General features: G+C 37.2%; 20 protein-coding genes and 1 tRNA gene. 13 read left to right on the top strand and 8 right to left on the bottom strand.

Features of this window, described 5'->3' with window-relative positions:
• Nucleotides 1-360: an MmcQ/YjbR family DNA-binding protein gene (locus ACY2RT_RS14230; RefSeq protein WP_490156591.1), complete on the top strand. Its 360-nt coding sequence runs from the start codon at nt 1-3 to the stop codon at nt 358-360.
• Here ACY2RT_RS14230 and ACY2RT_RS14225 read toward each other — a convergent pair.
• Nucleotides 355-1,203, bottom strand: coding sequence for an AraC family transcriptional regulator (locus tag ACY2RT_RS14225; RefSeq protein WP_490156590.1), 849 nt, complete (start codon nt 1,201-1,203; stop codon nt 355-357). The two genes, ACY2RT_RS14230 and ACY2RT_RS14225, sit on opposite strands and share 6 nt — an antisense overlap.
• 130 nt (nt 1,204-1,333) lie before the next feature.
• Between ACY2RT_RS14225 and ACY2RT_RS14220 the strand changes: the two genes are divergently transcribed.
• From ACY2RT_RS14220 to ACY2RT_RS14200, 5 genes are read left to right on the top strand one after another with little or no spacing between them, the layout of a single operon-like run.
• The gene (locus ACY2RT_RS14220) at nt 1,334-2,248 is read left to right on the top strand and encodes a dihydrodipicolinate synthase family protein (protein ID WP_490156589.1); all 915 of its coding nucleotides are present in this window, start codon (nt 1,334-1,336) and stop codon (nt 2,246-2,248) included.
• Nucleotides 2,248-2,514, top strand: coding sequence for a DUF1272 domain-containing protein (locus ACY2RT_RS14215; RefSeq protein WP_490156588.1), 267 nt, complete (start codon nt 2,248-2,250; stop codon nt 2,512-2,514). The genes ACY2RT_RS14220 and ACY2RT_RS14215 overlap by 1 nt, the downstream gene beginning before the upstream one ends.
• Nucleotides 2,511-4,094, top strand: a complete 1,584-nt coding sequence (locus tag ACY2RT_RS14210; protein WP_490156587.1) for an aldehyde dehydrogenase (NADP(+)) — start codon at nt 2,511-2,513, stop codon at nt 4,092-4,094. The genes ACY2RT_RS14215 and ACY2RT_RS14210 overlap by 4 nt, the downstream gene beginning before the upstream one ends.
• A gap of 35 nt (nt 4,095-4,129) precedes the next feature.
• Entirely contained in the window at nt 4,130-5,140 is a 1,011-nt protein-coding gene (locus ACY2RT_RS14205) for a 4-hydroxyproline epimerase (RefSeq protein WP_490156586.1), read from the top strand.
• A 1-nt stretch (nt 5,141) separates the two neighbouring features.
• Nucleotides 5,142-6,389, top strand: a complete 1,248-nt coding sequence (locus ACY2RT_RS14200; protein WP_490156585.1) for an NAD(P)/FAD-dependent oxidoreductase — start codon at nt 5,142-5,144, stop codon at nt 6,387-6,389.
• A gap of 3 nt (nt 6,390-6,392) precedes the next feature.
• Here ACY2RT_RS14200 and ACY2RT_RS14195 read toward each other — a convergent pair whose 3' ends face one another.
• From ACY2RT_RS14195 to ACY2RT_RS14180, 4 genes are read right to left on the bottom strand one after another with little or no spacing between them, the layout of a single operon-like run.
• Entirely contained in the window at nt 6,393-6,866 is a 474-nt protein-coding gene (locus tag ACY2RT_RS14195) for a GNAT family N-acetyltransferase (protein WP_490156584.1), read from the bottom strand.
• Nucleotides 6,867-6,885: 19 nt separating this feature from the next.
• Nucleotides 6,886-7,317 (bottom strand): YybH family protein, encoded by a 432-nt coding sequence (locus ACY2RT_RS14190; RefSeq protein WP_490156583.1) that lies wholly within the window; start codon nt 7,315-7,317, stop codon nt 6,886-6,888.
• A gap of 2 nt (nt 7,318-7,319) precedes the next feature.
• Nucleotides 7,320-10,340 carry an aminotransferase class III-fold pyridoxal phosphate-dependent enzyme gene (locus ACY2RT_RS14185; protein ID WP_490156582.1) on the bottom strand — a complete coding sequence of 1,007 codons (3,021 nt, stop codon included), beginning with the start codon at nt 10,338-10,340 and terminating at the stop codon, nt 7,320-7,322.
• A 54-nt stretch (nt 10,341-10,394) separates the two neighbouring features.
• Entirely contained in the window at nt 10,395-11,495 is a 1,101-nt protein-coding gene (locus ACY2RT_RS14180; protein ID WP_490156581.1) for a DUF4407 domain-containing protein, read from the bottom strand.
• 264 nt (nt 11,496-11,759) lie between these two features.
• Here ACY2RT_RS14180 and ACY2RT_RS14175 point away from each other — a divergent pair, with 264 nt between their 5' ends.
• On the top strand, nt 11,760-12,611 hold the full coding sequence (locus ACY2RT_RS14175; RefSeq protein ID WP_490156580.1) for a phage tail-like protein: 852 nt from the start codon (nt 11,760-11,762) through the stop codon (nt 12,609-12,611).
• A gap of 58 nt (nt 12,612-12,669) precedes the next feature.
• Here the strand turns inward: ACY2RT_RS14175 and ACY2RT_RS14170 are convergent, their stop codons facing one another.
• On the bottom strand, nt 12,670-14,100 hold the full coding sequence (locus tag ACY2RT_RS14170) for a M56 family metallopeptidase (protein WP_490156579.1): 1,431 nt from the start codon (nt 14,098-14,100) through the stop codon (nt 12,670-12,672).
• Between the two features lie 68 nt (nt 14,101-14,168).
• On the bottom strand, nt 14,169-14,534 hold the full coding sequence (locus ACY2RT_RS14165) for a BlaI/MecI/CopY family transcriptional regulator (protein WP_490156623.1): 366 nt from the start codon (nt 14,532-14,534) through the stop codon (nt 14,169-14,171).
• A gap of 139 nt (nt 14,535-14,673) precedes the next feature.
• On the opposite strand from ACY2RT_RS14165, the gene ACY2RT_RS14160 reads away from it, so the two are divergent.
• On the top strand, nt 14,674-15,252 hold the full coding sequence (locus ACY2RT_RS14160) for a PhnA domain-containing protein (protein WP_490156578.1): 579 nt from the start codon (nt 14,674-14,676) through the stop codon (nt 15,250-15,252).
• Between the two features lie 23 nt (nt 15,253-15,275).
• On the opposite strand, the gene ACY2RT_RS14155 is transcribed toward ACY2RT_RS14160, so the two are convergent.
• Entirely contained in the window at nt 15,276-16,664 is a 1,389-nt protein-coding gene (locus ACY2RT_RS14155; protein WP_490156577.1) for a dipeptidase, read from the bottom strand.
• A gap of 71 nt (nt 16,665-16,735) precedes the next feature.
• Here ACY2RT_RS14155 and ACY2RT_RS14150 point away from each other — a divergent pair, with 71 nt between their 5' ends.
• From ACY2RT_RS14150 to ACY2RT_RS14130, 5 genes are all read left to right on the top strand, one after another.
• Entirely contained in the window at nt 16,736-17,443 is a 708-nt protein-coding gene (locus ACY2RT_RS14150; RefSeq protein WP_490156576.1) for an aspartyl/asparaginyl beta-hydroxylase domain-containing protein, read from the top strand.
• Between the two features lie 65 nt (nt 17,444-17,508).
• Nucleotides 17,509-17,590 (top strand) — tRNA-Leu (locus ACY2RT_RS14145).
• A 364-nt stretch (nt 17,591-17,954) separates the two neighbouring features.
• On the top strand, nt 17,955-18,242 hold the full coding sequence (locus ACY2RT_RS14140; protein WP_490156575.1) for a helix-turn-helix transcriptional regulator: 288 nt from the start codon (nt 17,955-17,957) through the stop codon (nt 18,240-18,242).
• A gap of 3 nt (nt 18,243-18,245) precedes the next feature.
• Entirely contained in the window at nt 18,246-19,520 is a 1,275-nt protein-coding gene (locus ACY2RT_RS14135; protein WP_490156574.1) for a type II toxin-antitoxin system HipA family toxin, read from the top strand.
• 74 nt (nt 19,521-19,594) lie between these two features.
• Nucleotides 19,595-19,828 (top strand): hypothetical protein, encoded by a 234-nt coding sequence (locus ACY2RT_RS14130; protein WP_490156573.1) that lies wholly within the window; start codon nt 19,595-19,597, stop codon nt 19,826-19,828.
• Nucleotides 19,829-19,833: the final 5 nt, after the last annotated feature.

Genomic DNA, 19,833 nt, shown 5'->3' with positions numbered 1-19,833 from the left:
ATGAATGTTGAACAATATCGTGACTATTGCCTTTCCAAGAAAGGAGTAACCGAATCTTTCCCTTTTGATGAAAAAACCCTTGTATTTAAAGTAATGGGAAAGATATTTACGATCTGTGGTTTAGAGAGAATTCCAACACAGGTAAATTTAAAATGTGACCCCGAACGTGCTATCGAGCTTCGCGAAGAATATGACGGACTCATCTATCCGGGCTACCATATGAATAAAGAACACTGGAACACCGTTGAGATCGAAAATAATATTCCGCAGCAGCTCTTGTTAGAATTAATAGATCACTCCTACGACTTGGTAGTGAGTAGTTTAACAAAAAAATTACAAGCAGAGCTACAAAACCTATAAATCAAATTGTTTTCTGTATTCACGAGGTGTTTTGCCTTTACTGTTTTTAAATTTTCTGTTGAAGTTAGAAATGTTCTGAAAACCGGATAATTCAGCAATTTCTGTTATGGAAAGGTCCTGTTGAGTTTGCATTAACTTACATGTTTCTTCAATACGAAGCTCATTTAAAAAAGTAACATAGGTTTTGTTGGTACGCTTTTTAAAATATTTACAAAAAGCATTTTTAGTCATGGCAGCTTGCTGTGCGATTACTGCTAAAGGAATTTCTTTCTGAAAATTATTTATAGTGTACTCAAATACTGCGCTCATACGCTGTCCCTCATTATCACTATATTTTTTTTCTGAAATAAAAGAGGACAAACGCTCGAATTTTGCTTGATTCAATGCCTTTAAAAGTTGAAAGAATACAATAAAACGATCTAGTTTTGATCCTTTGAATAATTCCTGAAACAGCTTAAAAACAAACTGCTTCTTAGAGGTTATTTTGAATCCGTTTTCGGCCTTTTTGAAAAAAGACAGTAATGATTTAAGCTCTTCAATTTTAAAGAAATCATAGCCGAAGGACTCTTTTGTAAAGAAAACGGATAACATATGAGATTCTTTACTTTTTAACGTATCACTTTTAAAAACATGTGGTAAGTTTCCTCCTAATACAATCACATCTCCAGATTCATAAAAACTTACAGTGTCTCCAACAATCAGAGTGCCTTCACCACTATGAATATAGCTTATCTGAAACTCTTCATGTTGATGTAACAGTTCATAAAATGAAGCACCTTTATCCTCCTGAAGAATTAAAGTGTCTCGTTTTGATTTCGGAATAGTAAAAGGAAGTACTTTCATAAATAGGATAATACTATTCAAAAATAACAAATATATTTATAAATAGGATAATATAGTATAATTTTAGGATAAATGTGCATTAATTAGTAAATACTTTTCAGTGTAATTTTACCTCCAAAATCAAAATAGTATGGAGATTAAATGGAAGGGCGTTATGCCTGCGGTAACTACCAAGTTTACAGATAATGATGAATTGGACATAGAAATGTTCAAAGTAAATCTACAGGCGCAATTAGATGCCGGAGTTTATGGGATTGTATTGGGAGGAACTTTGGGTGAAGCAAGCACATTAAGCGATTCGGAGAAAAGAATACTCACTTGTGAAACCGCCTCTTTTGTAAATGGAAAAGTTCCGGTGTTGATCAATATAGCAGAACAAACTACAAAGGGAGCCATAGAAGCTGCTCATAAAGCAGAAGAAGATGGAGCTAATGGCCTAATGATGCTTCCTCCCATGCGTTATAAAGCAGGAGATCGTGAGGTTGTTGAGTACTTTAAGGCTGTAGCCAACAATACATCGTTGCCTTTAATGGTCTATAACAACCCCGTGGATTATAAGATTGAAGTAACTCTCGATATGTTTGAAGAGTTGTTGAAATGTGACAATATCCAAGCGGTGAAAGAATCTACCCGGGATATATCAAATGTTACTCGGATTAAAAATCGTTTCGGAGATAGGTTACGTATTATGACCGGAGTCGATACTTTGGCATTAGAAAGTTTGCTGATGGGTGCAGATGGCTGGATAGCCGGTTTGGTAGATGCTTTTCCGGCAGAGACAGTAGCTATTTATGAACTGCAAAAAGCAGGTAGAATAGAAGAGGCTTTAAATATCTATCGATGGTTTTTACCTTTGTTAGAGTTGGATATTAACCCTAAATTAGTACAGAATATTAAACTGGCAGAGGTAGCTATCGGTATTGGTACGGAAAACGTACGCCCTCCAAGACTGCCTTTGGTTGGTGACGAACGCAAACACGTTTTAAATGTGATTGAAGAAGGGTTGAAAACAAGGCCTCAATTACCAGATTACAAGAATTTATAATGTTAGAGATTCGGCCTTCATGTGAGCATTGTAATAAAGACTTGCCTGTTGATACTACAGATGCGATGATCTGTACTTTTGAATGTACATTTTGTAGAGATTGTGTTGAAAATGTATTGGAAAGTGTCTGCCCCAATTGTGGAGGTGATTTTACGCAAAGGCCAATTAGGCCGGAGCATTTATTGGAAAAGTATCCGGTTTCAGAAAAAAGAATTTACAAACCTGTAGATGTTGAAACGCATCTGCAAAGGATCAAAAACTTATGATTACAGGAAAAAATTATATAGGAAAAACGTTATCTGCTAAAGGCGGTAAAGAATATAAAACATTTAATCCGCAACTTAATTTAGAGAACGAAAACACATATACAGAAGCTACACAGGATGAAATCAATGAAGCTGTGAACTTGGCATCAAATGCCTATAAGGTTTTCAGTAAAATTTCCGGGAAGAAAAAAGCAGCTTTTTTGAATGCTATCGCCGATGAGATTTTAGCTCTCGATGATACTTTGGTACAAATGTATTGTTCAGAAACAGGACTACCGGAAGGAAGAGCCAGAGGGGAAAGAGGAAGAACGGTAGGGCAATTACGCTCTTTTGCCAACTTAGTTGAAGAAGGGTCCTGGGTGGAAGCTACTATCGATACTGCACTGCCGGAACGCAAGCCTATTCCTAAACCGGATCTTCGGAAGATGTTGGTGCCACTTGGGCCTGTTGTGGTCTTTGGAGCCAGTAATTTTCCATTGGCATATTCAACAGCAGGAGGAGATACAGCGGCAGCATTTGCGGCAGGCTGTCCGGTAATTGTAAAGTCACATCCTATGCATGCCGGAACAGGTGAGTTAGTTGCTTCAGCAATTATAAAGGCGACAGAGAAAACCGGAATGCCTAATGGCGTATTTTCCAATTTAAACAGTAGTGGAATTGAAGTGGGTCAGCAACTAGCAGTACATCCAGGCGTAAAAGCAATTGGTTTTACCGGAAGTATTCGTGGAGGCAGAGCTTTATATGATCTGGCAGCACAACGGGAGGAACCCATCCCGGTATTCGCTGAAATGGGAAGCATAAACCCTGTGGTCATATTACCGCAGGCACTAAAAAACAGAGGAGAAAGTATTGCAAAGACGTATGCCGGTTCTATTACGTTGGGAACAGGTCAATTTTGTACCAACCCGGGACTGTTATTAGGGATCAAAGGAGAAGCTTTTACGCATTTCATTGAAGTATTATCTAATGAGATACTAACAATTGAACCCTCCTGTATGTTACACCCAAATATTATAGGAGCTTACGAGGACAACAAACAAAAGGCGATCTCTCAGGACGGTTTAACTGTTTTGGCAGATTATGATTCTGATGTTAGAACAAACCATGCGAGGCAGGCCATTACTACGGTCGAAGGGGAAACCTTTTTGGAGAATACAACCTTACATCAAGAAGTTTTTGGACCTTTTTCTATGGTGGTTCAATGTAAAGATGTAAAACAACTGGAAACTATAATTTCAAAACTGGAAGGACAATTAACAGGGACTTTAATTGCCGATAATGGAGAAGCAGCTGATAATAAAAATATCATAAATGCTTTGCAAAACCGTGTAGGACGTATTATTTACAATGGAGTTCCAACAGGCGTTGAGGTATGTCCGGCTATGTTGCATGGCGGACCTTACCCCTCATCGACAGACAGTCGCTTTACGGCGGTTGGGATACATTCCATAAAACGTTGGGTACGTCCTTTTTCTTATCAGGATTGGCTAGACAGCCTATTGCCTGATGAACTTAAAAACGAAAACCCTTTGGGAATCTCAAGATTGGTGAATAATGTTCAAACAACAGCCAAAATATAAAAACTGTATGCATAGTTTTATTGAAAAATGTAAAAATGAGTAAAACTATCTTTAAATGTATAGATGCACATACCTGTGGAAACCCTGTTAGAGTTATTAAAGAGGGAGCTCCAACTTTAAAGGGGGCAACCATGAGTGAAAAGCGTCAACATTTTTTAAAGGAATATGATTGGATTAGAAAAGGATTGATGTTTGAACCTCGTGGGCATGACATGATGAGTGGAAGTATTCTGTTTCCTCCACATGACCCTAAAAATGATTTTGCTGTTTTATTTATTGAAACTTCAGGCTGTTTACCAATGTGTGGCCATGGTGCCATTGGTACCATAACTATTGCAATTGAAGAAGGACTGGTGACTCCAAAAACCCCCGGAAAGATCAAAATGGAAACTCCTGCAGGCTTGGTACATATTGAATATCAACAAACAGCGAAAAAAGTAGATTGGGTGAAGCTAACCAATGTGAAAAGTTATTTGGCTGCTGAAGGCTTAACAATTGATTGCCCGGAATTAGGTGTACTAACTTTTGATGTTGCCTACGGAGGGAACTACTATGCCATTGTGGACCCACAGCAAAACTTTTCAGGGGTACATAATTTTACAGCAAGTAAGATCATTCAATATTCGCAGGAGGTTAGAGACCGAATTAACAAAAAATATCCTGAGCTATTTATTCACCCTGAAAATACTACCATTAGAGACGTTACACATATGCTTTGGACCGGAGAACCCATCGACCCGAAATCGTCAGGGCGCAATGCGGTATTCTATGGAGATAAGGCTATAGACAGAAGCCCTTGTGGAACCGGGACATCGGCTAGAATGGCACAATTATTTGCTCAGGGAAAACTAAAAAAAGGAGAAGAATTTGTACATGAAAGTTTTATTGGAAGCAAATTTATTGGTTGTATTGAAGAAGAAACAACATTAGACGGTAAAACAGCTATCATACCAAGTATACAAGGCTGGGCAAAAGTCTACGGATATAACACCATTATAATTGATGATGAAGATGATCCCTATGCGCATGGATTTCAAGTAATGTGATATGAGTAAAGAAGTAATCATTATTGGTGGAGGGATCATAGGTTTATGTACTGCATATTATCTTCAGAAAGAAGGACATCAGGTAACAGTTATTGATAAGTCTGATATCTCCCGAGGGGCTTCCTTTATAAATGCAGGATATATCACTCCAAGTCATTTTATTCCTCTGGCTGCCCCCGGAATGATCACCAAAGGACTTAAATGGATGTTTAATCCGGCAAGTCCCTTTTATATAAAACCCAGATTAAATAAAGAGTTTTTAGAATGGTCCTGGGCGTTTAAAAAATCGGCAAAGGCTTCAAAAGTGGACAAAGTGATTCCGGCCATAATAGATATCAATCTTTTAGGAAGAGAATTATATCAGGAAATAAAAGCTTCTAATGAATTTCATTTTCATCTTGAACGGAATGGATTATTGATGTTCTATAAAACTGAAAAAGCAGGGGAAGAAGAATGGAAAGTAGGGCAACGTGCTATTGCTGAGGGATTAGATGTAAAACATCTTACCAAAGATGAAGTGAAACCGTATGAGCCCACTATGGATTTGAATATCAAAGGAGCGGTTTATTATGACAGTGATGCACATATGACTCCAAGAGAGTTTATGACAGAAATGCTTTCCTATTTAAGGTCGAAAGGGGTTATATTTTATACAAATGAGTCTGTAGATGATATATTGGTTTCAGAAGGAAAGATTACCAAAATCAAAACCTCAAACCAAACATTAAGTGCAGATGAAATTGTTATGGCTGCCGGTTCCTGGAGCCCATTACTCACCAGAAAATTAGGAGTTAAAATAGCAATTCAAGCTGGGAAGGGGTATAGCATAAATGTTGCCCGGCATACGGGAATACAAACACCGGCCATTTTGGTAGAAGCAAAAGTAGCAGTCACACCTATGAACGGATTTACACGGTTTGCGGGAACTATGGAAATAGGAGGTATTAATCATGAAATAGACCCGGTGAGAGTAAAAGCTATTGCAAAAGCAGCTTCAAATTATTATAATGGGTTTAGAGTTGAGCAAAAGGAAATTGATACTGCTGCTTGTGGCTTAAGGCCTTGTTCTCCGGATGGACTGCCGTACATTGGTAAAACCAAAAAGTATAAGAATTTAACCATTGCTACCGGACATGCTATGATGGGGTGGAGTTTAGGACCGGCTACGGGTAAATTAGTTTCAGAAATAATTTCAGATAAAAAACGATCTCTGGATCTCAGGCTTTTTCATCCTGATAGAAAATTCTAGCTGCTAAAGGTCAAGATCTTCTATATTTAAACGCATATTGATCATATGCCTTTCAAAACCGGCTTTACGATAGGCGTTTATTGCCGGGGCATTCACATCATAAACATCGAGTCTTATTTCAAAAATCCCCTTGGCTTTGCACCATTTTAATAATGCATCCAGCACTAGCTTATTAAGTCCCTTTCCCCTGTGTGCTACAGGAACGAACATAAATCCAAGATACCCTTGCTTTTTGTGTTTTAAATAAGCTCTGTCACTCTTTATTTTTGCATAACCCGAAGCAACAATTTCACCTTCCATTTCCACTACGAAAACCTCAGAATTTTCTTCTTTGATCAAGATGGAAATATCATAATAGCTTATCTTTCCGTCTTTTATGGTTGGATCCATTGGACGTTCTGCTTCTATTAACCCTTGCTCAAATTTTAGTAGAGTCTGCAGATCTTCTAACTTAGCTTTTCTAACTATATATTCCATGCCTTTTTAATACAGTATATTAGCAGGACATATCTGCTACGATCTTCCATTCGCCATTGATCTTTTTAAAGATAATTAGAAATACACCATTGGCATCACCGACACTTCGTTTTAAAAAATATTCACCCATCACCCAATAACTGCCATCATTTATTTCAGAAATATCATTAATTTTAAATATCAATGTACCGGAATGCTCTTTTGTAGGGTAGCCTTTTTTATAGTTGTCTAAAGTTTGCTGCCAGCCTTTAGTAAGCCCGTTTCTACCATAAAATTTTAAAGAATCACTTTTCCAGTAGCCTTGCATAAAACCCTCCAGATCATTATTAGACCAGGCTTCTTCCTGTACTTTCATTACAGAAAGAATGGCTTCTTTATCTTCAGTTTCTGTAGTTTGTGCCAGACAAGCTATTGATAGGATCAGGCAGAATAATAATAGTATTTTTTTCATAACTAATAGTGTTTCATAAAGTCTTCGGCAAAGACCATTTTCAATCTAAAGATAAGTTCTTTTGCATTCTCCATACTAAAAACCATTGGAGGCTTAATTTTTAATACATTATGATCAGGTCCGTCGGTACTCATTAGGATCTTGAAAACTTTCATCCGATTGGCAAGATAAGTAGCGTGTTCCGCTAATGGTTTTTTTTCAATATTGGTCAATTCAAACCCTAAAAACAATCCTTCTCCACGGACATCACCAATAATTGGAAATGTTCTTTGAAGTCCTTCCAGTTCAGTTTTCAAAAAACTTCCAACTTCCCGGGCATTCTGTTGCAGTTTTTCTTCTTCTATAATCTCTAAAACAGTACGTCCAATGGCACAGGAAACCGGATTTCCACCAAAGGTGTTGAAGAATTCCATTCCGTTAGCAAATTTTTCGGCAATCTTCGGAGTACAGGCTACCAGGGCGATAGGATGTCCATTTCCGGCAGGTTTTCCCATAGTAACTATGTCTGGAGTAACATCAAATAATTCAAATGCCCAAAAGGATTTTCCCATACGCCCGAAACCGGTTTGTACTTCATCGGCAATACATACACCTCCGGAATTTCTAATGTGTTTATATACCTCTTTAAAATAGTTGGTTGGCGGTACGATCTGGCCACCACAACTTATCATCATTTCGCCAATGAATCCAGCTATATTTTTCCCTTTTGCTTTGATTGTATCAATTAATTCTTTAGCATGTTCAGCATACTTAGTTCCACAAGCATCTCCTTGGTATTTTCCCCGGAAAGGATCAGGTAAGGGTAAGATGTGTGTGGTCTCAGGTTTTCCTTTACCTCCTTTTCCATCAAACTTATAAGAACTTACATCAATAACTGTATTTGTATTTCCATGATACCCCACCTCAATAGCAAGCATATCTTTCTCACCTGTAAAAGCCTTGGCCATTCTAATAGCAAGTTCATTAGCTTCACTTCCGGAATTTACTATATGCAACACAGAAAGCTCTTTGGGAAGTTTTTTCAGTATAGCCTCTGTATAGGAGATAATCTCTTCATGTAGATAGCGTGTGTTTGTGTTGAGTAATGCCATTTGTTGCTGTCCGGCAGCAACTACCTTAGGATGCTCATGGCCTACATGCGCAACGTTGTTTACCGTATCCAGATATTTTTGTCCAGATGCATCAATTAGATAAGCTCCTTTACCTCGAACAATATGCAATGGAGAACCGTATGACAAACTCATACTTTTCCCCAAGTGTTTTTTTCTGAAAGTAAGAAGTTCCTCTTTGGCCTTTGAATACTGTGTAACCAAGTTTTTATTTTTGAAAAGCAAGTTGGGGTCCGGACATATACTTCTCCAAACAGGTAATTCATTTACATAAGCAACTCCAGGAAAATCCTTTGTATAATCTAACATCGACAACATAACCTGAAAATGTAAGTGTGGCGCCCATTCACCATTTTCTTTCGGGGTCCCTAGATAACCAATACAATCTCCCTTTTTTATGGAATTACCCACGTTAAATTTAGCTACACTTTCTACGGAAAGGTGTCCGTGAAGGGTATAAAAAATGATATTGCCCTCATGGTGTTTCAAAATGACAAGCCCTCCATATTCTTTATATCCGGCATCATTGACAGCTATGTATATTTCACCATCAAATAAAGCATGTACGGGAGTTCCTGCAGGTAGCCAGAAATCAATACCCAAATGGATCGTCCGGCTTTCCGGGCCATTATTCCCTTCCCTTTCATAAGCAGTTGAAGTGTACAGAGGGCGCGGTTCACAATATCCTCCGGCGATCATTTTTTTTGGATATTCTTTTTGAAGCTGATCAGTTTTAAACTGAAATAATTCCAGGTCGTTAAACTCTGTTTGACTACCCATCCATGTGCTGGAGACTTTCAGGTCAAGTAATTGGATTTCCTCTTTTTTTTCTGTTGGGAATAAATCTGAGAAATTGAGTTTTTGTTGCTCAACCCAGCTTTTGAATTTTTCCTCATTGGGGTAGGCGTCATATCCACATGCGTTTCTAAAACTGTAATACGCAAATTCTTCATTGATAGCGAACCACTTTTCTAATAAATTCCAAGCGGGTTTTTCGCTAATTATATGATATTCATTCGTAGGATCTTCTCCATTGCGAATGGAAGATTTGGTAACCGAAGTTACCAAGCGCATTCCCACCAAGGTGTACAAACATTTAAGCTCCTTGTCGGAAAAAGTAAAATTACTATTGTATCCTTTTATTATTTCTGAGGCAGCTTGAATTACATCCGGGATATCCATAACGGCATATGCCAGAACGATAGCAAGATCATTTATGGTTTGAGTGTAGGTAGCATCGCCAAAATCAATAATACCTATCACTTCCGGGTATTGTAAATCCTCAGAAACAAGTATATTGTAATCGTTTATATCATTGTGAATAATACTTTTTGGAAGCTCTTGATAGCTGTTTTTAATTTCTGAAAACCGCTGTTGAAAATAAGCGATGATTTCTTTTTGTTTTCCGTTGAAGCGATCTAAATGCTGAAAGGTCCAGTGAGCATTTGCCAAATTCCAATCAAATTCGCGATGTGCTTTGGAGTGATCAAAATCTTGTAATGCTGAGGTCAGTTTTCCACATTGCTCTCCCAAACTAATTCGAAGTGCTTCGTTTTTAGGGTTCACTTTTGCCCATAACCTGCCATCTACCCAACTTAATAAGCGTACTTTTCTTTTTTCTCCTTCTTTTGAAGTAATAGTACTTAAAAACTCACCTTTGGTATTAGGCAAAATACTAGGTAGGGACAGGTCTGTTTTTTTAGCAGTAATGTGTTTTAGAATTTCAGTCTGAAAATCCAGATAACCGACGTCTTCTTCAGGTTGAGAAATTTTCAAAACATATTTTTCTCCACTTATGGTTTTCAGCATGAAATTTTCATCTGTATCACCGGGGAGTTGTGATACAAATGCTTCGATATTAAATAACGTGAAAACTATTTCCGAAACCTTTTCCAAAGTAGTATTGCCAGCCATTGAAGTTGTACTAATAGGCTAACAATATTAGTAAAAAAAGCTAGTTTGAACTATCTATAAAATACTTTTCTGCTTTTTATAAAAGGCATCTGCCTGCATTTGCATTAGCTCACGGGCTTTCTTGCGCTTATAGTCATATAATTCCTGTTCTTCTGCTATATCTGCATACACGCGGTTGTTCACATCACGATCTGTAGTTACTAAGATTTCGCGTTGCCCTTTTTGTTGTACAACCCATGATGAAACAGCACTTTCCTGCTCTTCCAGTTTAAGGTCATATGCTCCTTTTGGAGACAGTAATTTTGCAATGATCGGTGATGTTTCAATAGCAAGAAACAACAGAAAAATAAAGAATGAGGGAAGCCAGGGCAACTTATTTAATGCATTTACCCGTGCCATCAATCCGTCGAAACCATCAATAACAGGTTGGGTTTCGGCAATTTTTGCCTGATATTCGGTAGCGAGAGTTGTTATTTGAGTTTCAATAGCTGCGATTCTCTCATTATTAGCGGTTCGCAATTCCTGTAATGCTGCCAGTTCTGCATCATGCTTGTCTCTTTTTTCCTGATATACAGGTCCCTTGCCAATGATCTCTGTTCCTTTTCGACCTTCCGCTTCGGCAATATAAGTTTCATAAAGTGTGTTAACTTCAGTTTCCTTATCGCTTATTTCTTTTTTCAGAGATTCGATATCCGAAGTCAAAGCTTCAACAGTTGGGGTATATTGCAATGCCAGTTGGTCTTTATTGGCAAGTGTCATTTCGTTTTTTTCCTCAAGTAGAACCTGATTGATTTCTTTCTCAAAGATCTTTAATTCCAGAGGCTTGGCAATTACTATAGCAATTATTATAGCTAAGGCAATTCGTGGAGTAGCTTGCAAAAGTTCATCGAAAAAATTATCTCTTTTTTTGATGGTAGATACTATAAAACGATCCAGGTTAAAAATGAGCATACCCCAAATAAGTCCGAAAAAAATAGCAGTTGCATAGTTGTCGAAAACAGTGTAAAGAGCATAGGCAGAAGCTATGGTTGCCATTACAGCCGTAAAAAATACGGTAGCCCCGATTCCTGCATATTTAGTACGTTCTCCTGCAGAGCAGTCCTCTAAAATATCGGTATCAGCTCCGGAACAGAAAATAAAAAAGCGTTGTAACATGAAAGACTTATTTTGATTGATGAACCATAAAACGTAAAGTTTTATAGGAATGTTGTATTCAAATAGAAATAATTAATATGTAAAACATTAAGAATCAAATGAAGAACCATAAATAATAAAATTAATAACCATTAAACCATAAAATTTGTTTTTAATCGTTATTTTCGCAGTATAATATCTCCCCTTGAAAGTGATTACATACAGTTTGTATGTATCCAAATTTCAAACATTATATCAAGTAAATTATTTAAAATTTTCAATTATATGAAACCTTACAAATCTATTATCCCTATTTGTTTATTAATATCTTTTATGGCTACTGCGCAAGTAGGAATTGGTACTACTACTATTCTGGATGGTGCTTCTCTTCAAATAGAAGGTGGAGATACCGGTGTTTTGATAAACCGGGTTTCTCTCACGGGAGCAGATGATACAACTACTATAACGTCCTTGGGCGCCAGCCAGGAAGGCCTTCTTGTATATAATACAAACACAAGCTCCAATATAGAACCGGAAAACGATGTAAAACCCGGATTTTATGTCTGGGATGGAACTGAATGGGTATCGACAAAAGAAACCGGTAGGAGAAAACGGGGATGGATTTCATTGAACGATGCTAATACAAGTTATACATTACCGTTTGTTGATTCACCGGATCTAAATGATTATACAAATTTTACCAGTATCGATTTAGATTTTACAGATGATCCTTCAGATTCAATGATAAGCAGCTATGCACCCGATGGTTATACGGCTGAAGATTTTTATGATAGTACGAATGGAGTATTAACACCAATAGAAATTGGAGATGTTATAATTGCAAGGTTGCAATTTACTGCTCTTCCCAGTAATAATAATGGGGTAATAGAAATTCAGATCGATATTGACAGTACCCCGGGTAACCCGGGGATAATTATTTATCAGAAGTCCATACCGCTCTTGCGTGGTAATGGCTACGAAACCAGGGTCAGTGAAACAATTTTATTGTTTCAACTGGGAACATTCGATACGAACGGAGGGAAGATACGAATGGCGTATACCCGTGCCAATAATTCAACAGGTAGTTCATGTGATGTTTCTAATTTTAGCCTGGTTATAAGTAGGATTGTTCGTTAAATATGGTATGTGTACTAAAAAGAGTATCTTTTAAGAGCACTTTTCATTTTTATGTCATTTAGTTACTAAGCTCTATACCTTCTTTGGATAATTTTACTACTGGAGTTTTTGTTTTATACATTTTTGTCTGAATATTTAAATTTTTATTTTTTTTGATAATATAGATCGCTTTATCAGAAGATATCTTCTCATTTTCATAGTAAAAAATAGCATTCTTTTTAGCCATACTAATAATGTGATCTATGGGGTCTTCCGGCACAGGAGGCGGAGGAGGTGTCGGGATATTGCTATCCATATCATTTATTCCCTTAATTACTTTTGGCGCATCGGTTTCATACGGAACCCTTAACTTATTTGGAACTCTTAAAGGATCTACTTCTTTAACGGAAATTTTATCAACCACTACTTCTGTGGGAATTTCTTCCACAACTACCTCTTCCGGTACTTCTACTTCTAGTAGATCGACAATAGGAGTTGGAGGCGGTGGTGGGTCCGGAAAATATGGAAACGGTTCTGCATTTGCACGTTGCTTTGAAGACATTTTTTTATAGATGAATTTGAGGCGTTCCACCTCTTTTTCCTTAATGAATCTATTTCCGTCTTCTTGTGCATTGTACTTTTTTGCCAGCTTGTTATACTCGGCCATTTCTTCTCGTGATGCACTTGTTTGTACTTTTTCTGTGGCTGAACTCTCAATTTCAATTTGTTGGGTTGTACTAAAACTGAAAAGCAGAAAGGCCAGTAAAGGCAATAATAATAGACTTCGCAGCCAAATGGCCTTTTTAGATGTTTGTGTTTTCATAACTGTAAATCGTTTTTTGATGAATGAATAATTAATGGCGTTTGCCAGATTGTTTTCGTGGGCATTTGATGAGAATGCCAGTAACAGGTTTTGATAATTGGCAGTAGCAACTCCTTTATTTATGACTGCTCTGTCTGCCAGAAATTCGTGATTTAATTTTATGGAATGCTTGATAAGGTATATAAACGGGTTAAACCAAAATACAATTTGAAGTATTTCAATAAACAAAACATCAATGCTGTGTTTTTGTCTTGCATGAGCTTGTTCATGAAGTAGTATTTCCCGGGGTATTTGCTGACTCTCGAATTTTTGCTTGTTCAGAAAAATATAATTGAAAAAAGTATGAGGACTTATAGAGTCTTTTAGCAGAACATTGATAAAAGTATAAAGTTTTAACTTCTGATTTCGTTTGATCTTTGATAATAGCCCAATAAGATTTCTCCCAAACCTCAAACTGAAAAATAGAACTCCAATACTATAAATACTCCATAAGATTACAGGGAGGTATTCTGAAAACTTGTTTGTTTCGGAAACGATCATTTCTGAAGCACTTGAGGTAATGATAGCATTGACTGTTTCTGAAGCCTCTACATATGTGGTGAAAGTTATTAACGGGATTCCTAATCCGGCTAATAAAGCCCCTATTAAATAAAATCTTTTGAAGCCATGCATTGTGGTCTTTTCCAAAAAAAGTTTGTAAAAGAGGAAAAAAATAACCAGACAGGTCCCGGATTTTAAAATATAGACTTCCATCACTATTTCTTTTTAATTTCGCTATCGATAATAGCTTTTAAATTTTCCAATTCTTCTTTGGTCAAATTGGTTTCCTGTGTAAAGAAAGAAGCAAATTGAGAAGCACTGTCATTAAAGAAATTCTTGATGAGTCCATTTACATGTTTTGAAAAATAATCCTTCTTTTTCACCAACGGAAAATATTCCCTGGAACGTCCGGACTGCTGATAATCCACAAACTTTTTATCTTGCATCCGTTTTAAAAGTGTTGCGATGGTTGTAGTTGCAGGCTTTGGCTCAGGATAGGTATCAATGAGATCTTTCATAAAAGCTTTCTTTAACTTCCAGAGATGATTCATTAGTTCTTCTTCGGTTTTAGATAATTTCATGGCAGTATTCAAATTTTGCTCTACAAACATAGAATAAAAATTTTAATTCTACAAATGTAGAGTGAATTTTTTTCAGAAAATTTGAAATCGTTTGACTTTGCTTCAGATTAAATTACCTTTACGGCAAAATTTATTGTCCATGAGTATAGAGCGTACACTCCGGCAGCGAAGTGATTCTAAGTGTGAATTATGTTGTAGTGAAGAAAACTTGAAAGTATATGAAGTTCCGTCTTCTCCAAGATCCGGAGCTGAAGCAAGTATATTAGTTTGTAATACCTGTTATAGCCAGATTGAAGATGCAGATACCAGGGACCCTAATCATTGGCGCTGTTTGAATGATAGTATGTGGAGTACTGTTCCTGCTGTACAAGTTATGGCTTGGCGAATGCTGCAACGTTTAAAAACTGAAGGCTGGCCACAGGACCTGTTGGATATGATGTATCTGGATGAAGAAATGCAAGAATGGGCTGCTGCTGAAGGAGACGGGGTGGATACAAGTGATACATTGGTACATAAAGATAGTAATGGTGCTGTCTTGCAGGCGGGAGATAGTGTTGTACTCATAAAAGACCTAAAAGTGAAAGGCTCCAGTATGGTAGCAAAACAAGGAACGGCTGTACGCAGAATTTCTTTAGATCATGAAAATGCCGAATATATTGAGGGAAAAGTAGACGGACAGCAGATCGTGATCATCACTAAATATGTGAAGAAACTCTAGTTTTTAAAACAAGCCAATCTTTATTATTTACTCATCTCCGTGAAATGATGATAAAATTGGGGAATGGTTTCAATTCCCTTTAAATAGTTCCAGATTCCATAGTGCTCATTTGGAGAATGTATCGCATCACTGTCAAGGCCAAAGCCCATAAGAATGGTTTTGCTTTTTAGTTCTTTTTCAAACAAGGCTACAATGGGGATACTTCCTCCACTTCGCTGCGGAATAGGTGTTTTGCCAAAAGTAGTTTCATAGGCTTTTTCGGCAGCGCGATATCCAAGACTATCAATAGGTGTTACATAAGCATGTCCTCCATGATGAGGTGTTACTTTTACGCGAGTTCCTGTCGAAGCGATGCTTTCAAAATGAGAAGCGAATAATTGAGTAATCTTTTCCCAATCCTGATCCGGCACCAAACGCATACTGATCTTAGCAAACGCTTTACTTGCAATTACTGTTTTGGCACCTTCTCCTATATAACCTCCCCAGATTCCGTTGACATCCAAAGTTGGGCGAATAGAATTTCGTTCGTTCGTTGTAAAGCCGGATTCACCATATACATCATCAATATCCAGTGCTTTTTTATAGGCTTCCTTGCTAAATGGAGCTTCCGCCATTTTGGCTCTTTCTTCTGGTGATAGCTCTTCTACATCATCATAGAAGCCGGGAATGGTAATATGATTATTCTCATCATGCAAAGAAGCGATCATTTTGGTTAAAACATTGATCGGGTTTGCAACAGCACCACCGTATAAACCACTATGTAGATCCCGGTTAGGTCCGGTAACTTCTACTTCCACATAGCTTAGTCCACGTAATCCCGTAGTAATGGATGGTACATCCGGTGCTATCATCCCTGTATCACTAATTAGAATGACATCATTCGCAAGTTTCTCACGATTTCGTTCTACAAACCATCCTAAGCTTTCACTGCCAACCTCTTCTTCTCCTTCGATCATAAACTTTACGTTACAAGGAAGCTGCCCGGTCTGTGTCATATATTCCAATGCCTTTACATGCATATACATTTGGCCTTTATCATCACAACTTCCCCGAGCGAAAATAGCTCCTTCAGGATGTAATTCGGTAGTCTTAATAACAGGCTCGAAAGGAGGGCTGTCCCATAAATCCAAAGGATCCGGTGGCTGTACATCATAATGACCATACACCAGAATAGTCGGTAAAGAAGGATCTATGAGTTTTTCTCCGTAAACAATTGGATATCTAGGTGTTTCACAGATCTCAACAGTATCACAACCGGCTTTTAAAAGGCTTTCTTTAACAGCTTCAGCAGTTTTTATGACATCATTTTTATAGGCAGAATCTGCACTGATCGAAGGAATTTTAAGTAATTCTATCAATTCGTTCAAGAAACGTTCTTTATGTTTTTCTATGTATGGTTTTGCGCTTTTCATGGAACAGAAATAAATTTTGCTTAAAAGTACTAAAATTGGGCTAAATTAGAGGGCCAATTTCTGTTGTTTATATGAAGAATACATTTTTTAAATTACCATTTACTTTTTCAGAAAAATTACTTGTATCTGATCTTCAGATTTGTGATCAACACAAATATATTCCTCACTTCAATAAGGCAGATTATGATGGAGACTGGACTTCTATCTCATTGCGGTCCCCTTCTGGGGAACTGAATAACATTCTTGCACATGCTGCAGGTACTGAAGACTACAAGGACACTATATTAATGAATGATTGCTATTATTTTAAAGAGATTATCGATTCATTTCAATGTGAGAAAGAGTCGATCCGATTGCTTAAGTTAACTCCGCATAGCAAGATCAATGAGCATAGTGACTATAATCTTTCCTATGAAGACGGTCTTTTTAGAATTCATGTTCCGATCTTAACGAATAATCAGGTATATTTTTACATTCAGGATAAAAGAGTAGATATGGAAGTTGGCAGCTGTTGGTATGGGAATTTTAACCTACCGCATAAAGTGGAAAATTGCGGCGATACAGACCGTATTCATTTGGTGATGGATTGTAAAAGAAATACATGGTCTGATGAATTATTTAAAGAAATAGGTTATGATTTTGAAGAAGAGCATAAGCCAGTTGAGTATACGGATGAAACAAAACTTAAAATGATTGAAGCTTTGGAACATCTGGATACAGAAGCTTCCAGAAGATTATTAGAGCAGTTCCGATCTGAACTAAAAACGAAGGGTCAATGATTTTTTAAAAAAATAATAGAACTGCTTTTGGATTCACTAGGATTATTTATATTTGCAGTCCTTTAGCGGGCGTGGTGGAATTGGTAGACACGCTAGACTTAGGATCTAGTGCCGCAAGGTGTGGGAGTTCGAGTCTCCCCGCCCGCACTTTTTCAACTGAAAATTAGCAGTCATAAAACCTCTCAGAAATGAGAGGTTTTTTGTTTGGGTACAACATAGGTATAACATTTTAGTCTTTTTAAGACAACATTTATATTAATACCAAATGCTTTTATTTCAATTTAATATATATGAATTGACAGATGAAATAATAAATTTTATCAAATCACAACACTACTAATTCGTAAGAGGAGTTTATTATTATCTCTTTTAGAGATTCTTTTAGTATACTGAATTCCGATAAAAAAGAAAATATTTTAAGCGCACTTTCAAAACGTAAAAATGTATTATTTAACATGAATGTCGCTTATTAACAACAAAAAGAGTATATTTGTCGTTAATAAGCGACATTATGAATTCTAAAAAAGCAATACTCCTTCCTAAGTATCAAAAGATATTTGATAGAATAGGTGAAAATATCAAGCTTGCGCGAAAGCGTAGAAAGCTGACTACTGAGCAGGTTGCAGAACGTGCTGGTATTCATCGTGCTACTTTACACCGTGTTGAGAAAGGCGATCCAACTGTTGCAATCGGCCTTTATTTTAACGTGCTGAAAGTACTCAATCTCGAAAACGACTTTTCAAAAATTGCGATAGATGATGAATTCGGTCGTAAACTACAGGATCTTGATTTACTATAAGCTATGGCAGGAGGAAAATTTGATATTTACGTGTATGCAGATTGGAAAGGCTTGGGTGGTCCTATACAAATAGGAATACTCTCAGCGCATTTCGCAAAAGCGAAAAAAGCATTCAGTTTTGAATATAATAAAGAATGGTTAGAGAAAGGCTTATACCAGCTACTAGACCCAGACATCGGCTTTTATTCTGGACCACAATATCCTACAGATAAAGAGAATTTCGGAATTTTTTTGGATAGTATGCCAGATACTTGGGGGAAGACCTTGATGAAGCGTCGTGAAGCTCAAGACGCAAGAGCTCGTGACGAGAAGGCAAAAACTCTTTATGAAATAGATTATTTATTGGGTGTGTATGACGAGAGCCGTATGGGTGCGCTTCGTTTCAAGACAAATTCAGATGGTCCATTTCTAGATAATGATGATAAAAGCCCAACTCCACCCTGGTCATCCCTTGGCGATTTACAGGAAGCGGTAAATCATCTTGAAAATGATACTGAGAGTGATGCTATACGGCAATGGATAGCCGTTCTTATTGCACCTGGTTCTTCTCTTGGTGGTGCCAGACCCAAAGCCAATATATTGGGCAAGAATAAAGATTTATGGATTGCTAAATTCCCTTCAAAAACAGATACTATCGACAAGGCAGCTTGGGAATATCTTACCTATAAATTGGCTACTGCCTGTGATATTGAAATGGCAGAATCTAAAATTGAACGAATTTCTGGAGTTTACCATACGTTCTTGACCAAACGATTTGACCGAGAAGACGGTAATCGTATCCATTTTGCTTCTGCAATGACGATGACAGGCAATACTGAAGAAACGCTTAAGACTATAACACCCAGTTATCTGGATATAGTAGATGTTATAGAGACTTATGGTACAAATGTAGATGAAAACCTGCAGCAGTTATGGCGGAGAATTGTGTTTAATATTGCTGTATCAAATACGGACGATCACTTGCGCAATCATGGTCTTATATTAAATGAAAAAGGTTGGGAGCTTTCGCCAGCCTACGACCTTAATCCATCAATAGAAAAGGATGGACTTGCACTCAATATTGATATGGATGATAATGCGCTCAACTTTGATCTTGTAAAAAGCGTAGGAGAATTTTTCCGTTTAAGTGAAAGCGAAATGGAAACTATTATCGAGGAAGTTTTAACCGTGGTCAAAGATTGGAAAATAGTTGCAAAGAAAATAGGTATTAAAAATTCGGAGATAGAATTAATGTCCGGGGCGTTTAGAACAAGACTAAAAACAAATAACTATCATTAACTGGAAGTATATTTTCAATGAGAAGTGGCGGGGCTACCTATGAACATCATGTGCAAATAACTTATTTGTTTGCTATGCTACTAAAGATTGAGATACCTCTAGTTACTAAAGGCAAAATAACAGAAGTAGCATTTCAGATAACTAGTAAAGGTTATGCAACAGATAATTTATTGGTAGAGAAAGATTTAGGCCCTGCTGAAGCTTATTTAATTCGCGAAAATGTTTTTGTATATAAAGTGGAAGTTCGAGTCTCCCCACCCGCACCAATAAAAAAGCCAAAGAATCATCTTCGGTTTTTTCTTTTTTAATATTT

Source organism: Ulvibacter sp. 2210JD10-4 (genome assembly GCF_058148525.1).
This window is presented reverse-complemented; position numbering and strand designations above follow the sequence as displayed.

What these genes read in the sequence shown, in the direction of transcription:
- ACY2RT_RS14230 (WP_490156591.1), top strand. Translation starts at nt 1, where the DNA reads ATGAATGTTGAACAATATCGTGACTATTGCCTTTCCAAGAAAGGAGTA.
- ACY2RT_RS14225 (WP_490156590.1), bottom strand. Translation starts at nt 1,203, where the DNA reads ATGAAAGTACTTCCTTTTACTATTCCGAAATCAAAACGAGACACTTTA.
- ACY2RT_RS14220 (WP_490156589.1), top strand. Translation starts at nt 1,334, where the DNA reads ATGGAGATTAAATGGAAGGGCGTTATGCCTGCGGTAACTACCAAGTTT.
- ACY2RT_RS14215 (WP_490156588.1), top strand. Translation starts at nt 2,248, where the DNA reads ATGTTAGAGATTCGGCCTTCATGTGAGCATTGTAATAAAGACTTGCCT.
- ACY2RT_RS14210 (WP_490156587.1), top strand. Translation starts at nt 2,511, where the DNA reads ATGATTACAGGAAAAAATTATATAGGAAAAACGTTATCTGCTAAAGGC.
- ACY2RT_RS14205 (WP_490156586.1), top strand. Translation starts at nt 4,130, where the DNA reads ATGAGTAAAACTATCTTTAAATGTATAGATGCACATACCTGTGGAAAC.
- ACY2RT_RS14200 (WP_490156585.1), top strand. Translation starts at nt 5,142, where the DNA reads ATGAGTAAAGAAGTAATCATTATTGGTGGAGGGATCATAGGTTTATGT.
- ACY2RT_RS14195 (WP_490156584.1), bottom strand. Translation starts at nt 6,866, where the DNA reads ATGGAATATATAGTTAGAAAAGCTAAGTTAGAAGATCTGCAGACTCTA.
- ACY2RT_RS14190 (WP_490156583.1), bottom strand. Translation starts at nt 7,317, where the DNA reads ATGAAAAAAATACTATTATTATTCTGCCTGATCCTATCAATAGCTTGT.
- ACY2RT_RS14185 (WP_490156582.1), bottom strand. Translation starts at nt 10,340, where the DNA reads ATGGCTGGCAATACTACTTTGGAAAAGGTTTCGGAAATAGTTTTCACG.
- ACY2RT_RS14180 (WP_490156581.1), bottom strand. Translation starts at nt 11,495, where the DNA reads ATGTTACAACGCTTTTTTATTTTCTGTTCCGGAGCTGATACCGATATT.
- ACY2RT_RS14175 (WP_490156580.1), top strand. Translation starts at nt 11,760, where the DNA reads ATGAAACCTTACAAATCTATTATCCCTATTTGTTTATTAATATCTTTT.
- ACY2RT_RS14165 (WP_490156623.1), bottom strand. Translation starts at nt 14,534, where the DNA reads ATGAAATTATCTAAAACCGAAGAAGAACTAATGAATCATCTCTGGAAG.
- ACY2RT_RS14160 (WP_490156578.1), top strand. Translation starts at nt 14,674, where the DNA reads ATGAGTATAGAGCGTACACTCCGGCAGCGAAGTGATTCTAAGTGTGAA.
- ACY2RT_RS14155 (WP_490156577.1), bottom strand. Translation starts at nt 16,664, where the DNA reads ATGAAAAGCGCAAAACCATACATAGAAAAACATAAAGAACGTTTCTTG.
- ACY2RT_RS14150 (WP_490156576.1), top strand. Translation starts at nt 16,736, where the DNA reads ATGAAGAATACATTTTTTAAATTACCATTTACTTTTTCAGAAAAATTA.
- ACY2RT_RS14140 (WP_490156575.1), top strand. Translation starts at nt 17,955, where the DNA reads ATGAATTCTAAAAAAGCAATACTCCTTCCTAAGTATCAAAAGATATTT.
- ACY2RT_RS14135 (WP_490156574.1), top strand. Translation starts at nt 18,246, where the DNA reads ATGGCAGGAGGAAAATTTGATATTTACGTGTATGCAGATTGGAAAGGC.
- ACY2RT_RS14130 (WP_490156573.1), top strand. Translation starts at nt 19,595, where the DNA reads ATGCTACTAAAGATTGAGATACCTCTAGTTACTAAAGGCAAAATAACA.